Raw genomic sequence first — 15,106 nt, 5'->3', positions numbered from 1 at the left:
GATCCCTGGATCCGCTCGCGGGCGCGAGCGCGTATCTCACCCCAAACATAAAACCTCACGCCGAGTTACAAATTCGGACGCGAAGCGCAATCCCTAGTTGTGGCCCGGCAAACGTATTCAGTCTGGGATGCTGCAAAATTGCCTCCGGCGCCGCGGCGTGAAACAGAAGGGCGCGCCGCAGCCGAGGAGATCGCACATGCGTCACGCCGAAGAGGTGACATTCGGAGGATCGGGGCTCGACCGGGCCGCGGAATGGCGGGCCGATCCGGACGCCGTGGCGCGGGCGCGGCAGGCCTCCGAGGCGCGCGCGACGCTGATCTGGCGGGGCAAACCGCTCCTCGAGGCGCCGGGGCTCGACCGGCTCTGCCGCTTGCCGCTGAGCCACCCGGTCGTCGCGTCGGCGATGGAGACGGCCATCCTCCTCGGCCGGGAGGACGGCGCGCCGATCTTCGCCGCGGACATCTCGGGCTGGACGCCCGAGGGCCTCGATCCCTCGACGATCGGCGGGTTCGTCGATCCGACCGAACAGGTCCATCCCGACATCGGCGAGGCTCTGCGCTTCGCGGAACTGCGGCGCGTTATGACGCGGCTCGGCTCGCGCGACGCGGAACTGGCGGCGACGGCGCGCGCGCTGTTCGGATGGCACGCCTCGCACCGCTTCTGCGCGCGCTGCGGCACCGAAACCGCGATGAGCGAAGCAGGCTGGCAGCGGCTCTGCCCGTCCTGCGGGGGGCGGCATTTTCCGCGCACCGACCCGGTCGTCATCATGCTGGTGACGCGCGGCGAGCGGACGCTGGTCGGGCGCGCGCCGTTCTGGCCCGACGGCATGTTCTCGTGCCTCGCCGGCTACGTCGAGCCGGGCGAGACGCTGGAAGCCGCGGTGCGCCGCGAGGTGTTCGAGGAGGTCGGCGTGCGGGTCGGCCCGGTGCGATATCTCGCCTCGCAGCCTTGGCCGTTCCCGGCCTCGCTGATGATCGGAATGCATGGCGAGGCACTGAGCGAAGAGATCGTGCGCGACCCCGCGGAGATCGCCGAGGCGGAGTGGCTGACGCGCGAGGACCTGGCCGCCGCGTTCGCCGGCACGCACGACCGGATCTGGCCGGCGCGCGAGGGCGCGATCGCCCGGTTCCTGCTGCGCAACTGGCTTGCGGACCGGCTGGATTGACGACACATTCGGATCACCGGTCGGGGCGGCCGGTCCGGAAACAGATCAGGCGCCGGGTCGGCCCGGAGACGGGCTGCGAGCGGTGCCGGCGCGCGGGCACGGGGCGGCAGGCATGAAGCTATCGGTCAAGGAAGACATCGAGGGTCCGCTCGACCGCGTGTTCGCGCACCTGAGCGATCTCGAGGCGCTCGAACGTTCGGCCATGCGCCGCGGGGTCGAGGTACGCCGGGTCGATGACCGGGCCGAGCCGGGGCCCGGCATGACGTGGGAGATCGCGTTCCGGTATCGCGGCCGCCGGCGCGAGGCGTCGATCGTGATGACCGAATTCACTCCGCCGCACCGGATGGCCTTCGACAGCGCGTCCGGCGGGCTGGAGATCGCGACGGTGGTCGATCTCGTGGCGCTGTCGCGGACCCGTACGCGGGTCGCGCTCGACGTCACGCTGTTGCCACGGACGCTGTCGGCGCGGCTTCTGGTGCAGTCGATGAAATTCGCGCGCGGCTCCATCGACCGGCGGATGAAACAGCGCGCGACGGAATTCTCGCGCGACCTCGAGACGCGGCTGAAGCGCGCGGGCTGACGCCCGGCGCGTGTCAGGCCACGCCGATCCAGTCGAAAAAGTCGGTGCCGGCGCGGTCGAGAAGGTCGCGTGCGAGATCGCGGCCCATCGCCGCGCCGTCCGCCACCGCGCCGCGCCGCTCGTCGGCATGCGCCTCGGACCCGTCGGGGCGCAGCACCTCGCCGCGAAGCCAGAGCCCGCCATCGCCGTCGAGGAGCGCGAGCCCCGCGATCGGCGTCTCGCAGGAGCCGTCGAGCGCGGCGAGGAACGCGCGCTCCGCCGCCAGCCGGTCGGCGGTCTCCGCGTCGTGGATCGCGGCGAGCATCTCGGCCGCGCGGTCGTCGTCGATCCGCCGCTCGATGCCGATGGCGCCCTGCGCGACGGCCGGCAGCATGTCCTCGGGCGCCACCGGCGTCTGCGGCAGGTCCGACATCTGCAGGCGGTTGAGCCCGGCGCAGGCCAGGAAGGTGCAGCGCGCCACGCCGTCCTCCAGCTTTTTCAGGCGGGTCTGCACGTTGCCCCGAAACTCCACGACCTGCAGATCGGGCCGGCGATGCTGCACCTGCGCGCGGCGGCGCAGCGACGAGGTGCCGACGACCGCGCCCTCCGGCAGATCGGCGATGGCGGCGAATTCCGGAGAGATGAACGCGTCACGCGGATCCTCCCGCGGCAGGTAGGTGTCGAGGATCAGCCCCTCGGGCTGGAGCGTCGGCATGTCCTTCATCGAGTGCACGGCGAGGTCGATCTCGCCCGAGACCATCGCGGCCTCGATCTCGCGGGTGAACAGGCCCTTGCCGCCGATCTCCTTCAACGGGCGGTCGATGATGCGGTCGCCGGTCGTCTTGATGACGACGATCTCGAATGCCTCGTGCGGCAGGTCGAAGGCGTCGGCCAGCCGGTCGCGCGTCTCGTTCGCCTGCGCGAGCGCGAGCGGGGAGCCGCGGGTGCCGATCTTGAGCGGGGCGTCGGGGGCGGGAAGGTCGCGTGGTGCCATGGCCCGAGGCTTAAGCGGCGCAGCGCGCGCTGACAAGCGCGCTTGACAGCGGGCCGCCCCCGTCCGACCCATGTGCGGCCGAGACCGAAGGGAACGAGATGACCAAGACGATCCTGCGTGCACTGGCCGGCGAGCGCCAAGAGGTGCCGCCCGTGTGGATGATGCGACAGGCGGGGCGCTACCTGCCGGAATACCGCGCGACGCGGGAGAAGGCGGGCGATTTCCTGTCGCTCTGCTACAATCCGGAGCTGGCCGCCGAGGTCACGCTGCAGCCGATCCGGCGCTACGGCTTCGATGCGGCGATCCTGTTCGCCGACATCCTGCTCCTGCCGCAGGCGCTCGGGGCCGACCTGTGGTTCGTGAAGGGCGAGGGGCCGCGCCTGTCGACCGTGACCACGGAAGAGGATTTTGCCGGCCTGCATCCGGTGCACGCGATCGACGAGACGCTGTCGCCGGTCTACGAGACGATCCGCATCCTCAGGGGCGAACTGCCGCCGGAAACGACGCTGATCGGGTTCGCCGGGGCGCCGTGGACGGTCGCGACCTACATGATCGCGGGGCAGGGCACGCCGGACCAGGGCCCGGCGCATGCGCTGAAGGCCGAGAACCGCGCGCTGTTCGAGCAGCTTCTCGGCAAGATCACCGAGGGCACGATCGAGTACCTGTCGCGGCAGATCGACGCCGGCGCCGAGGTGGTGAAGGTGTTCGACAGCTGGGCCGGCTCGCTGTCGGGCGCGGAGTTCGACCGCTACGCGACCGAGCCCGCGCGGATCATCACCGAGACGCTCAAGCGCCGGCATCCCGGCGTGCCGGTGATCGCGTTTCCGCGGCAGGCCGGCGAGAAGTACATCGGCTTTCACGCCGCCACCGGCGCCGAGTGCGTGGCGATCGACAATTCCGTCGATCCGGCCTGGGCGGCCGAGAACGTGCAGGTCTCGGGCTGCGTTCAGGGCAACCTCGCGCCCCACCACATGGTCGAGGGCGGAGAGGCCCTCGTGCGCGAGACGAAGGCCATCGTCGAGGCGTTCCGCGGCGGGCCGCACATCTTCAACCTCGGGCACGGCATCACGCCGGACGCCGATCCCGACAATGTGAGCCGGATGATCGAGGCGATCCGCGGCTGACGCCGGCACCGGCCGCCGCGCCCGCGGCCCACCCGGGGCGCGGGCCGGACGCGGGGCCCGCTCCGCCGCGCTCCCGCGTCCGGGGATCCCCTTCGCACCGACCGCGTTCCACCCGCCACGGCGTCGCCGAACGCCCCACCGGCAGGACCCCCGCCGGCCCACCCCGCGATGCCCGCGCCGTCTATCTGGTCCGAAGACACCCGCCGGAGGCGCGCCGGCACCCCGCCCGGGCGCGCGACACGGATCGCATCCACCGGCCTCCCCCGGCGAGGCCCGCATCTTCTTCTTGGTCCAAATACTCCCGCCGGAGGCGCTCCGGCATCGCGGCCGGGCACGGCGATATGGACATCTCGCGGCGTCTATGGTCAGAGCGGGCGCGTTCCGAGGAGCCGATCCATGACCACCACCCGCTTCGCCCCGTCGCCGACCGGCCACATCCACGTGGGCAACCTGCGCACGGCGCTGTTCAACTACCTGATCGCCAAGAAGGCGGGCGGCACCTTCATCCTGCGGATCGACGACACAGATCCGGATCGGTCGAAGGAGGAGTTCGTCGACGGCATCAAGCGCGACCTCGACTGGCTCGGGCTGGGCTGGGACCGGATCGAGCGCCAGTCGCTTCGGCTCGACCGCTACGCGGCGGCGGCCGATGCCCTGCGCGACAAGGGCCGGTTCTACGAGGCGTTCGAGACGCCGACGGAGCTCGACCTCAAGCGCAAGAAGCAGCTCAACATGGGCCGCCCGCCGGTCTACGACCGCGCGGCGCTGGCATTGTCGGAGGACGACAAGGCGAGCCTGCGGGCCGAGCGTGGCGACGGGCACTGGCGCTTCAAGCTCGATCACGAGCGGATCGTCTGGCAGGACGGCATCCTCGGAGAGATCTCGATCGACGCGGCGAGCGTGTCCGACCCGGTGCTGATCCGCGGCGACGGGCAGGTGCTCTACACGCTGGCGTCGGTGGTCGACGATTCCGAGATGGGCGTGACGCACGTGGTGCGGGGCTCCGACCACGTCACCAACACCGCGACGCAGATCCAGATCATGGCCGCGCTCGGTCACGATCACCCGACCTTCGCGCACCATTCGCTCCTGACCGGGCCGCAGGGGGAGGGGCTGTCGAAGCGGCTGGGCTCGCTCGCGCTCAAGGATCTGCGCGAAAACGGGATCGAGCCGGAGGCGCTGCTGTCGCTGATGGCGCGTCTCGGGTCGAGCCAGCCGGTGGAGCTGCGCACCTCGCTCGAGGAGATCGCGGAAGGGTTCGAGCTGTCGCAGTTCGGCTCGGCGCCCACGAAGTTCGACGTGAACGACCTCTATCCGCTGACGGCCCGGCGCCTGCACGCGCTGCCCTACGAGGCGATGGCCGACGAGATCCGCGCGCTCGGCGTGCCCGACGACCGCGCGCCGCTGTTCTGGCAGGTCACGCGCGAGAACATCACCACGCGCGCCGAACTCGCGGGCTGGTGGCGGCTGTTTTCCGAAGGGGCGGAGCCGCGCGTCGCCGAGGAGGACCGCGCGTTCGTCGCCGAGGCGCTCGCGCTGTTGCCCGACCCGCCCTACTCCGCCGAGACGTGGGGCGCCTGGACCTCCGAGGTCAAAGAGCGCACCGGCCGCAAGGGCCGGGGGCTCTTCATGCCGCTGCGCCTTGCCGTGACGGGACAGGAGCGCGGGCCGGAGATGGCCGACGTGCTTCCGCTTCTGCAGGTGCATCCGGCGCGGAAGCTGTCGCAGGCGTGACGCCTGCGCCGGCTCAGCCCCTGAGGATGCGGGCGCCGAGCCCGGACAGGAGCGCGTCGACCGCGGCGCGGGTGTCGTCGGCCAGCGGCTGCGCGCGCGGATAGCGCGGCGCGGCGCGATCATCGGTCACCGGCGTTTCCCAGCCCTCGGTCGTTTCGACGAACCGCGCGAGGCCCTCGGGCCCAAAGTGATCGAGATACCCCTGCGCCACCACGTCGAGATAGCTGAGCAGGATCGGCGCGGCGGCGGCGCGGCCGTGCCGGTCGGGCACCGCGTAGAGGCCGATCCGAGACTCTGTCCCGGTGTCGTGCCGGGTGCTCGTCGATACGTCGTGCAGGTCGTAATGCGCCTCGCGGGCGTGAAGCGCGGCCCAGTCCGCCGGTGCCACCGCGGCGACAAGGCCCTCGATCTCGGCCTCGGGATCAGGCAGCGCGGTCAGGACCGCGACCTCGCTGCCGGGCGGTGTGCGCCATCCGCGCCGCCACCCGCGCAGCTGCGCGACCGCCGCCGGACGGTTCTGGTGGGTGCGCGTGTTGACCAAACTGCCATACCCGAAGAAGTGCGTCGGAACGCCTTGATTTGATGGTGCGAACATACCTTTATGTGCTATAGCAATTCGGCGATTGACCCTTGGGTCGATCGTCAGGGGGTTTCGAGGGTTTTCCGATGCGTATCACGAAGCGTGCGAACATTGCGATGCGCATCCTGATGTATTGCGGCAGCAACCCGGACAAGCGCATCACCAAGAGCGCGATCGCCGAGGCCTGCAACGCGTCGGAGCATCACCTCGGGCAGATCGTCAACCAGCTTGCGCAGATGGGGTATCTGCGGACATGGCGCGGGCGCTACGGCGGCATCGCGCTGGGTCGACCGGCATCCGAGATCCATATCGGCGCGGTGTTCCGCGTGTTCGAATCCGGCGTGCCGATCGCCGAGTGCTTCGCGATCGAGAGCAACACCTGCCCGTTGGTCGAGGCCTGCCGGCTGCGTCCGGCGCTCGCGCTGGCGGGACAGGCGTTCTACCAGGTGCTCGACTCGATCACGCTCGACTCCCTCATTGCCGGGAACGATGAACTTCTGACCATCTTCGACCGGGCCGAGCCCGAACGCATGCGCCCGGTTGCAACCGGGCGGGCCGTCGGCTAGCTTCGCCTCGACCGCGATGGGAGAACCGGCGCCAGGCCGGTGCCGAAGGAGCAACCGCCCCGGAAACTCTCAGGCCAGACGGACCGTCGCGGTGACACACTCTGGAGAGAGGCGCGGGCCAGGGGCCGCGCGCCCGCCGAAGGGATAACGATCTCAGGCGGATGGACAGAGGGGGCGCGATGATCGGCGGTCCGTGACGGGCCGCCGACGTGATGCGCCCGGTGTCGGCATTCGGCCGCCGCGGGCATGCGAACGGACGCGGGCGAGGGGCACATGACCGGAGACGGCGACCGCTACAACGGATTCGAAACGCGCGAGATCTGCGGCTGCGGCGTGGCGCACGGGCCGGAAGGGCATTCCGGCGCATCGGCGCAGCAGCAGGCCCAGATGCCAGAGGACGATACGGGCGGGCTCGCCCGCACGCCGCTGCACGCGCTGCACCTCGAGCTCGGCGCGAAGATGGTGCCGTTCGCCGGCTACGAGATGCCGGTGCAATATCCCTCCGGGGTAAAGACGGAGCATCTCCACACGCGGAGCCGCGCCGGGCTGTTCGACGTCAGCCACATGGGGCAGGTCGTCCTGCGCGATCGCGGCGCCGACCCGGCAGAGGCGCTGGAGCGGCTGGTGCCCGCGGATATCCGAGGGCTCGGCGAAGGGCGGCAGCGCTACGCGGTCTTCACCAACGAAGAGGGCGGCATCGAGGACGACCTGATGGTCGCCAATCGCGGCGATCACCTGTTCCTCGTGGTCAATGCGGCCTGCAAGGAGGCCGACGTGGCTCGGCTTCGCGCGGCGCTCGAACCGCAGGTGAGCGTCAAGGCGCTGGACAACCGGGCGCTTCTGGCGCTGCAGGGTCCCGCCGCCGAAGCGGTGCTGGCCGATCTGGCACCGGAAGTGCGCGACATGCGGTTCATGGATGTTGCGACGGTCGCGCTCGACGGTGCCGAGGCGTGGGTGTCGCGCTCGGGCTACACGGGCGAGGACGGGTTCGAGATCTCGGTGCCCGAAGCGGCGGCCGAAGGACTGGCCCGCCGGCTCCTCGCGCATGACGACGTTGCCCCCATCGGGCTGGGCGCGCGCGATTCGCTTCGGCTCGAGGCCGGGCTCTGCCTTTATGGTCACGATCTCGATCCCGCGACATCGCCCGTCGAGGCGGCGTTGTCGTGGTCGATCGGCAAGGCGCGGCGCGCCAATGGCGCACGCGCCGGCGGCTTTCCGGGCGACGCGCGGATCCTGCGGGAACTCAGCGAGGCGGCGCCGCGTATGCGTGTCGGTTTGAAACCGGAGGGCCGGGCGCCGATGCGCGAGGGAGTGGAGCTCTTTGCCGCCGAGGAGGACGGGGCGACCGCCGTCGGCCACATAACCTCGGGCGGATTTGGCCCGAGCGTCGAGGGCCCGGTCGCGATGGGCTACGTTCCCGCGGCGATGGCCGCGCCGGGCACCCGGCTCTGGGGCGCGCTCCGCGGCAAGCGGTTGCCCCTCGAAGTGGTGCGCTTGCCTTTCGTGCCCCCCGGTTTCAAACGCTGACCCCGATACGCCGCTTCGACCGGCAGGCAAGTCCAGCAGGAGACAGACCAGATGAAGTTTACCGAAGAACACGAGTGGCTGCGTCCCGAAGAGGACAACATCGTCACCGTCGGAATCACCGCGCACGCCGCCGAACAGCTGGGCGACGTGGTGTTCGTGGAACTGCCCGACGTGGGCACCACGGTTTCGAAGGACGACGAAGTGGTGGTGATCGAGAGCGTCAAGGCCGCCTCGGACATCCTCGCGCCCGTCGACGGCGAGATCGTCGAAGTGAACGACGCGATCGTCGACGACCCCTCCAAGGTCAACGACGACCCCGAGGGCGACGCGTGGTTCTTCAAGGTTCAGGTCGAGGATCTCTCGACCCTCGACGAGTACATGGACGAAGCCGCCTACAAGGACTTCATCGGCTAGTCCGGCCGGGCGCGCGTCTGCGCCTGGCAGCCGGCCCGCGCAGCGGCCGTGCGACATCGGATCTGCAGAACACCGAAGCCGGGCGCGGTGCGCGCGCCGCCCGGCGTCAAGGGAGAAGAGCCATGACGTTCGAGCCCACCGACTACATGCCCTACGATTTCGCCAACCGTCGGCATATCGGGCCGTCGCCTGCGGAAATGGACGAGATGTTCGCCACCCTGGGCGTCGGCGGCATCGACGAGTTGATCGAACAGACGGTGCCCGAGGGAATCCGGCAGGCCGAGCCGCTGGAGACCGGCGGGCCGATGTCCGAGCGCCAGCTGCTGTGGTGGATGCGCCAGACGGCAAAGAAGAACACCGTCCTGACCTCGTTTCTGGGCCAAGGCTACCACGGCACGATCACCCCGCCGGCGATCCAGCGGAATATCCTCGAGAACCCGGCGTGGTACACCGCCTACACGCCCTACCAACCCGAGATCAGCCAGGGCCGCCTAGAGGCTCTGTTGAACTACCAGACGATGGTGGCCGACCTGACCGGGCTCGAGATCGCGAACGCGTCGCTTCTCGACGAGGCGACGGCCTGCGCCGAGGCGATGACGATGGCCGGCCGCGTGGCGAAGTCGAAGGCCAAGGCGTTCTTCGTCGACGAGAACTGCCATCCGCAGAACATCGGCGTGGTGAAGACGCGGGCCAAGCCGCTGGGCATCGAGATCATCGTCGGTGACCCCGATGACATGGACGCCGAGGCCGTCTTCGGCGCGCTGTTCCAGTATCCCGGCACTCACGGGCACGTGCGGGACCTGACCGAACACATGTCGCGGCTGCATGCGGCAAGTGCGATCGGAATCGTGTCCGCCGATCCGATGGCGCTGTGCGTGCTGAAGAGCCCGGGCGAGATGGGCGCCGACATCGCGGTGGGCACGACCCAGCGCTTCGGCGTGCCGATGGGCTATGGCGGGCCGCACGCCGCCTATATCGCATGCCGCGACGGCTACAAACGGTCGCTGCCCGGGCGGCTCGTCGGCGTGTCGGTCGACGCGCGCGGCAACCGGGCCTACCGGCTGGCGCTGCAGACGCGCGAACAGCACATCCGCCGCGAAAAGGCCACGTCGAACGTCTGCACGGCGCAGGCCCTGCTGGCGGTGATGGCGGGCTTCTACGCGGTCTTCCACGGGCCGAAGGGCCTGCGCGCCATCGCCGAACGCATCCACCGAAAGACCGTGCGGCTGGCGCGCGGCCTGCAGGAAGCCGGCTTCGCGGTGGAGCCCGACAGCTTCTACGACACGATCACGGTCGAGGTGGGGCTGTTTCAGAAGGCGGTGATCGAGGCCGGCGTGCGCGAGGGCGTGAACATGCGCGCGGTCGGCACGACCAAGATCGGCCTGACGGTGGATGAAACGACGCGCCCGGCCAAGATCGAGGCCGTCTGGCGCGCCTTCGGCATCGACCGCCGCGACGACCCGCAGGCGCAGGAATACCGGCTGCCGAAGAGCCTGATCCGCACCAGCCCGTACCTCACGCACGAGGTCTTTCACATGAACCGGGCGGAAACCGAGATGATGCGCTACATGCGCCGTCTCGCGGACCGCGATCTGGCACTCGACCGCGCGATGATTCCGCTCGGCTCCTGCACCATGAAGCTGAATTCGGCGGCCGAGATGATGCCGCTGTCGTGGCACGAATTCGCGAACCTGCACCCCTATTGCCCGGCCGACCAGGCGCGCGGCTATACCGACATGATCGAGGGGCTGAACGCGAAGCTGTGCGAGATCACCGGCTACGACGCGATCTCGATGCAGCCCAATTCGGGCGCGCAGGGCGAGTATGCCGGGCTCCTGACCATCGCGGCGTATCACGCGGCGAACGGGCAGGGGCATCGCAACGTCTGCCTGATCCCGGTGAACGCCCACGGCACCAACCCGGCCTCGGCGCAGATGGTCGGCTGGAAGGTCGTGCCGGTGAAGTGCGACGAGATGGGATCGATCGATCTCGAGGATTTCCGCGCCAAGGCGGAAAAGCATTCCGAGGCGCTGGCCGGCATCATGATCACCTATCCCTCGACGCATGGCGTGTTCGAGGAGACGGTCAAGGAGGTCTGCGCGATCACCCACGAGCATGGCGGGCAGGTCTATATCGACGGCGCGAACCTCAACGCGATGGTCGGGATCTCGAAGCCGGGCGAACTGGGCGGCGACGTGAGCCACCTGAACCTGCACAAGACCTTTTGCATTCCGCATGGCGGTGGCGGCCCCGGCATGGGGCCGATCGGGGTGAAGGCGCACCTGGCCGAGCACCTGCCGTCGCACCCGCTATCGGGCGAGGGGCCGGGGCCCGTGGCCGCCGCGCCCTTCGGGTCGCCGTCGCTGCTGCCGATCTCGTGGGCCTATGTCCAGATGATGGGGGCCGAGGGTCTGGCGCAGGCGACGCGGGTCGCGATCCTGAACGCCAACTACATCGCGAAGCGGCTCGAGAGCGGCTACAAGGTGCTCTATCGCGGGCCCAAGGGCCGGGTCGCGCACGAGTGCATTCTCGACGTGCGGCCGTTCCAGGACAGCGCGGGGGTCAGCGTCGATGACATCGCCAAGCGGCTGGTCGATTGCGGGTTTCACGCGCCGACCATGAGCTGGCCCGTCGCCGGTACGCTGATGGTGGAGCCGACCGAGAGCGAGACGAAGGCCGAGCTCGACCGCTTCTGCGACGCGATGCTGGGGATCCGCGAGGAGATCCGCGCGATCGAAGAAGGTCGGCTCGACCGCGAGGACAATCCACTCAAGCATGCGCCGCACACGGTCGAGGACCTGGTGGGCGAATGGACGCGCAGCTATTCGCGCGAAGAGGCCTGTTTTCCCGCCGGCGCGTTCCGCGTCGACAAGTACTGGCCCCCGGTCAACCGCGTCGACAACGCCTTTGGTGACCGCAACCTCATCTGCACCTGCCCGCCGATGGAGGACTACGCCGAAGCGGCGGAATGAGGAGCATCTGACGGATCGGTCGCGCTCCGCGAGGCCGGGTTCTGCGGGGAGCGGTGTCCGGCCCGAGGGGGCATCTCGTCGTTCTGGCTGCTCCGGGCGACCGGCGCTGCGCGGGTGGTCGGTACGCGTCCGTCTGCACAGGTCCGCGCCGATGCCGCACCCACTGGCCCCTTCGGACCCGATCCGCTAAGGACGCCCGCGACCCTCAGGACCACGCGGCGGAGCGACATGGCACGGCACCTCATCACCTCGGCCATCCCGTACATCAACGGGATCAAGCATCTGGGCAATCTGGTGGGCTCCCAGCTGCCGGCGGACCTGTTCGCTCGCTACCAGCGCGCGCGGGGGCACGAGGTCCTGTTCCTGTGCGCGACCGACGAACACGGCACCCCGGCTGAACTGGCGGCGGCCAAGGCGGGCAAGCCCGTGGCCGAGTACTGCGCCGAGATGCACCAGGTCCAGGCGAAGCTGGCCGAAGGCTTCCGGCTGTCCTTCGACCATTTCGGCCGCTCGTCGAGCCCGCAGAACCACCGCCTGACCCAGCATTTCGCCGAGCGTCTGGACGCGGCCGGTCTCATCCGTGAGGTCAGCGAGACACAGATGTATTCGCCGCAGGACGGCCGCTTCCTGCCTGACCGTTATATCGAGGGGACGTGCCCGAACTGCGGGTTCGACAGCGCACGCGGCGACCAGTGCGACAACTGCACCAAGCAGCTGGATCCGGTCGACCTGATCGATCCGCGCTCGACGATCTCGGGCGCGACGGACCTGGAGATGCGCGAAACCAAGCACCTGTTCCTGCGTCAGTCGGCGATGAAGGACGACCTCGAGGCCTGGATCGACACAAAGACCGATTGGCCGGTCCTGACGACCTCGATCGCCAAGAAATGGCTGAACGACGGTGACGGCCTGCAGGACCGCGGCATCACCCGCGACCTCGACTGGGGCATCCCGGTCAAGCGCGGGGACGCGGACTGGCCCGGCATGGAGGGCAAGGTCTTCTACGTCTGGTTCGACGCGCCGATCGAATACATCGCGTGCGCGCAGGAATGGGAAGAGGCCGGCAAAGGGGCGGACTGGGCGCGCTGGTGGCGCACAGACGCAGGCGCCGACGACGTGCGCTACACCCAGTTCATGGGCAAGGACAATGTGCCGTTCCACACGCTGTCGTTCCCGGCGACGATCCTCGGTTCGGGCGAGCCGTGGAAGCTCGTCGATTACATCAAGTCGTTCAACTACCTGAACTATGAGGGCGGTCAGTTCTCGACCTCGCGCGGGCGGGGCGTGTTCATGGACCAGGCGCTCGAGATCCTGCCGTCGGACTACTGGCGCTGGTGGCTCCTCAGCCACGCGCCCGAAAGCAGCGACGCCGAGTTCACGTGGGAGAATTTCCAGTCGTCGGTGAACAAGGACCTTGCCGACGTGCTCGGCAACTTCGCAAGTCGCGTGACCAAGTTCTGCCGCTCGAAATTCGGCGAGGTGGTGCCCGAGGGCGGCGCCTGGGGCGATGCCGAGAGGCAGCTCTCACAGTACTTGCTTCTTAAATTGGCTCAATACGAAGAGCAGATGGAAGCTATGGAGGTTCGGAAAGCTGCGAGCACACTTCGTGCCATGTGGGTCGCAGGCAACGAGTACCTGCAGGAAGCCGCGCCGTGGTCCACCTTCAAGGAGACCCCCGAGACGGCGGCCATGCAGATCCGGCTGGGGCTGAACCTGATCCGGTTCTACGCGGTGATCTCCTCGCCCTTCATTCCGGACGCGTCGGCGCAGCTTCTGGAGGCGATGAAGGCCGAGGACGCCGATTGGCCCTCCGAACCGGAGTCCGACCTGCAGGCGCTGTCGCCGGGCCACGCGTTCACCGTGCCGGACGTGACCTTCCGAAAGATCACGGATGCAGAGCGCGAGGATTGGCAGGCGCGCTTCGCCGGCGCGCGCTGAGGCGCGTCACCGCTCAACGCGGTGCAAAGGCGATCTGGCCGGCGCTGTCGTCGGTGGAGACGTTCGCCATATCCGTCGCGTACAGGGCCCGAGCGATGTCGCGTGCCGCGGCGCTGCGTTCCAGCGCCGACTTTGGCCAGGCCGCCGCGTCGGCGGCGCAAAACCGGCGCTCATCCACCGGGATGTCCCCGGAATAGGGCGTGTCCCGCGCGTGATGCCGCCCCGTGACCTCCTGCAGGTACGCAATGTCGGCAAACTGCGTGGCAGGCAGATCGAACGCGGCGGCGACCGCGTTCAGCCCGGCCTCCATGTCGTGCGTGTCGATGTTCAGCGTCAATCGCCGGTCGAACCCCATGTCCATAAGCGGCAGGGTCTGTGCGATCGCGTGCACGTTCACGTCGGTCGGAACGGTCAGCGTGTGCCGCATCAGCACCTCGGCGAGGTCACGCAGGGAATGTCCGGTTTCCGCGCAATCGCGTCCGAGCCCGTCGCTGAGCATGCGCAGGAATTGCGGATTCCGGAGGCTGTGACGGAACGTGGACACGAGGCGCTTGACCGGATCGCGCGTGACCCGCAGCAGCGAAAAGCCGGTGCCGCCCGCGTCTGCGACGGCGTTCGCCCGATGCTTCCAGGTGGCCGAGGAGTAGTAGACCCGCGTTCTGAACTGGTGCGGCCACGGATCGTAGAACGCTGCCGCGTTCAGCAGGCCTTCGAGGTGGAGATACCACATCAGAACGGTCGAACAGGCGCTTTTCGGGGTCCACGCCACGACGAGCGGACGGTCCGCGAAGATCAGTGGCCGCGGCTCCAGCATGACGGGATGATCGACCGGGGGTGACTTGGGCACGAGGGCCGCTTTCCTGTTCGCGGTGACACCCCGACATGCAAACGCCGCCGCTCGGGGTCAACCGGGCGGCGGCGTGAATGTTGAGAAAGGCTCGCGAATCAGGCGGCCTTGATCTCGACCAGTTCAATGTCGAACGTCAGGTCCTGCCCGGCGAGCGGGTGGTTCGCGTCGAGGGTCACCTGCTCTTCGGTCACGTCGGCGACGACGACCGGCACGGTCTGGCCGTTGGGCGTCTGCACCTGCAGCTGCGTGCCCGGATCGAGCGGGATGTGGTCCGGAATCTCGGTGCGCGGCACCTGCTGCAGCGCTTCGGGATTGCGCTGGCCGTAGGCTTCGTCGGCCGCCACGGCGACGGACTTCTTGTCGCCAACGTTCATGCCCGGAAGCGCCTTGTCGAGACCGGGGATGATCTGTCCGGAGCCGACGGTGAACTCGAGCGGGTCGCGGCCCGCGCTCGAATCGAAGGTCGATCCGTCGTTCAGGGTTCCGGTATAGTGAATGAGAACGGTGTCACCCGCTTTGACTTCGCTCATGCTATGTCCAATCTGGTTCGCGGTGGGTTTCTGACGGCGAGGCTGACGGGTCGGTGGCCCATCAGGTGGCTCGCGCTGCGCTGTCTGCGTCACGTTCACATGCAAGGCTAATCATCGTGACCGCAGAATGCAAAGGGATCGGCGGCGCGCGAT

Annotated in this window: 13 protein-coding genes and 1 riboswitch; of the genes, 9 read left to right on the top strand and 4 right to left on the bottom strand. The window is 68.9% G+C overall.

The window, feature by feature from the left end:
- The first annotated feature begins 196 nt into the window (after positions 1–196).
- Positions 197–1,165, top strand: a complete 969-nt coding sequence (gene nudC / locus ROJ8625_RS13180) for an NAD(+) diphosphatase (protein WP_085792343.1) — start codon at positions 197–199, stop codon at positions 1,163–1,165.
- Positions 1,166–1,277: 112 nt separating this feature from the next.
- The gene (locus ROJ8625_RS13175) at positions 1,278–1,745 is read left to right on the top strand and encodes an SRPBCC family protein (protein ID WP_085792342.1); all 468 of its coding nucleotides are present in this window, start codon (positions 1,278–1,280) and stop codon (positions 1,743–1,745) included.
- Between the two features lie 13 nt (positions 1,746–1,758).
- Here the strand turns inward: ROJ8625_RS13175 and hemC are convergent, their stop codons facing one another.
- Complete coding sequence (gene hemC, locus ROJ8625_RS13170) at positions 1,759–2,718, bottom strand: hydroxymethylbilane synthase (RefSeq protein WP_085792341.1); 960 nt, start codon at positions 2,716–2,718, stop codon at positions 1,759–1,761.
- A 98-nt stretch (positions 2,719–2,816) separates the two neighbouring features.
- Between hemC and hemE the strand changes: the two genes are divergently transcribed.
- Both hemE and gltX read left to right on the top strand, forming a co-directional pair.
- The gene (hemE, locus tag ROJ8625_RS13165) at positions 2,817–3,842 is read left to right on the top strand and encodes a uroporphyrinogen decarboxylase (protein WP_085792340.1); all 1,026 of its coding nucleotides are present in this window, start codon (positions 2,817–2,819) and stop codon (positions 3,840–3,842) included.
- A gap of 396 nt (positions 3,843–4,238) precedes the next feature.
- Entirely contained in the window at positions 4,239–5,576 is a 1,338-nt protein-coding gene (gene gltX / locus ROJ8625_RS13160; RefSeq protein ID WP_085792339.1) for a glutamate--tRNA ligase, read from the top strand.
- A gap of 13 nt (positions 5,577–5,589) precedes the next feature.
- Here the strand turns inward: gltX and ROJ8625_RS13155 are convergent, their stop codons facing one another.
- A complete protein-coding gene (locus tag ROJ8625_RS13155; RefSeq protein ID WP_234984259.1) occupies positions 5,590–6,117 on the bottom strand; it encodes a gamma-glutamylcyclotransferase in 528 nt (175 codons plus the stop codon).
- A 125-nt stretch (positions 6,118–6,242) separates the two neighbouring features.
- Here ROJ8625_RS13155 and ROJ8625_RS13150 point away from each other — a divergent pair, with 125 nt between their 5' ends.
- The 5 genes from ROJ8625_RS13150 (at position 6,243) to metG (ending at position 13,573) form a co-directional block, all read left to right on the top strand.
- Positions 6,243–6,722, top strand: coding sequence for an RrF2 family transcriptional regulator (locus tag ROJ8625_RS13150; RefSeq protein WP_085792337.1), 480 nt, complete (start codon positions 6,243–6,245; stop codon positions 6,720–6,722).
- Between the two features lie 7 nt (positions 6,723–6,729).
- Positions 6,730–6,818: riboswitch (glycine riboswitch) on the top strand.
- Positions 6,819–7,109: 291 nt separating this feature from the next.
- The gene (gcvT, locus tag ROJ8625_RS13145) at positions 7,110–8,249 is read left to right on the top strand and encodes a glycine cleavage system aminomethyltransferase GcvT (RefSeq protein WP_085792452.1); all 1,140 of its coding nucleotides are present in this window, start codon (positions 7,110–7,112) and stop codon (positions 8,247–8,249) included.
- Positions 8,250–8,300: 51 nt separating this feature from the next.
- Positions 8,301–8,663, top strand: a complete 363-nt coding sequence (gene gcvH / locus ROJ8625_RS13140) for a glycine cleavage system protein GcvH (RefSeq protein WP_085792336.1) — start codon at positions 8,301–8,303, stop codon at positions 8,661–8,663.
- Positions 8,664–8,785: 122 nt separating this feature from the next.
- The gene (gene gcvP / locus ROJ8625_RS13135) at positions 8,786–11,635 is read left to right on the top strand and encodes an aminomethyl-transferring glycine dehydrogenase (protein ID WP_085792335.1); all 2,850 of its coding nucleotides are present in this window, start codon (positions 8,786–8,788) and stop codon (positions 11,633–11,635) included.
- 228 nt (positions 11,636–11,863) lie between these two features.
- Positions 11,864–13,573, top strand: a complete 1,710-nt coding sequence (metG, locus tag ROJ8625_RS13130) for a methionine--tRNA ligase (protein WP_085792334.1) — start codon at positions 11,864–11,866, stop codon at positions 13,571–13,573.
- Between the two features lie 13 nt (positions 13,574–13,586).
- On the opposite strand, the gene ROJ8625_RS13125 is transcribed toward metG, so the two are convergent.
- Both ROJ8625_RS13125 and ROJ8625_RS13120 read right to left on the bottom strand, forming a co-directional pair.
- Positions 13,587–14,420, bottom strand: coding sequence for a sulfotransferase family protein (locus ROJ8625_RS13125; protein WP_085792333.1), 834 nt, complete (start codon positions 14,418–14,420; stop codon positions 13,587–13,589).
- A 98-nt stretch (positions 14,421–14,518) separates the two neighbouring features.
- Positions 14,519–14,953: an FKBP-type peptidyl-prolyl cis-trans isomerase gene (locus ROJ8625_RS13120; protein ID WP_085792332.1), complete on the bottom strand. Its 435-nt coding sequence runs from the start codon at positions 14,951–14,953 to the stop codon at positions 14,519–14,521.
- Positions 14,954–15,106: the final 153 nt, after the last annotated feature.

It is taken from the genome of Roseivivax jejudonensis (assembly GCF_900172265.1).
In the GTDB taxonomy this organism is placed as follows: domain Bacteria; phylum Pseudomonadota; class Alphaproteobacteria; order Rhodobacterales; family Rhodobacteraceae; genus Roseivivax; species Roseivivax jejudonensis.
The sequence above is the reverse complement of the archived record's forward strand: the minus strand, read 5'-3'. Positions and strand labels throughout refer to the sequence as shown.

Excerpts from the sequence above, each read along its gene's own strand:
- hemC (WP_085792341.1), bottom strand. The coding sequence starts at position 2,718 with ATGGCACCACGCGACCTTCCCGCCCCCGACGCCCCGCTCAAGATCGGC.
- hemE (WP_085792340.1), top strand. The coding sequence starts at position 2,817 with ATGACCAAGACGATCCTGCGTGCACTGGCCGGCGAGCGCCAAGAGGTG.
- gcvH (WP_085792336.1), top strand. The coding sequence starts at position 8,301 with ATGAAGTTTACCGAAGAACACGAGTGGCTGCGTCCCGAAGAGGACAAC.
- gcvP (WP_085792335.1), top strand. The coding sequence starts at position 8,786 with ATGACGTTCGAGCCCACCGACTACATGCCCTACGATTTCGCCAACCGT.
- ROJ8625_RS13120 (WP_085792332.1), bottom strand. The coding sequence starts at position 14,953 with ATGAGCGAAGTCAAAGCGGGTGACACCGTTCTCATTCACTATACCGGA.
- nudC (WP_085792343.1), top strand. The coding sequence starts at position 197 with ATGCGTCACGCCGAAGAGGTGACATTCGGAGGATCGGGGCTCGACCGG.
- metG (WP_085792334.1), top strand. The coding sequence starts at position 11,864 with ATGGCACGGCACCTCATCACCTCGGCCATCCCGTACATCAACGGGATC.
- gcvT (WP_085792452.1), top strand. The coding sequence starts at position 7,110 with ATGCCAGAGGACGATACGGGCGGGCTCGCCCGCACGCCGCTGCACGCG.
- ROJ8625_RS13150 (WP_085792337.1), top strand. The coding sequence starts at position 6,243 with ATGCGTATCACGAAGCGTGCGAACATTGCGATGCGCATCCTGATGTAT.
- gltX (WP_085792339.1), top strand. The coding sequence starts at position 4,239 with ATGACCACCACCCGCTTCGCCCCGTCGCCGACCGGCCACATCCACGTG.
- ROJ8625_RS13175 (WP_085792342.1), top strand. The coding sequence starts at position 1,278 with ATGAAGCTATCGGTCAAGGAAGACATCGAGGGTCCGCTCGACCGCGTG.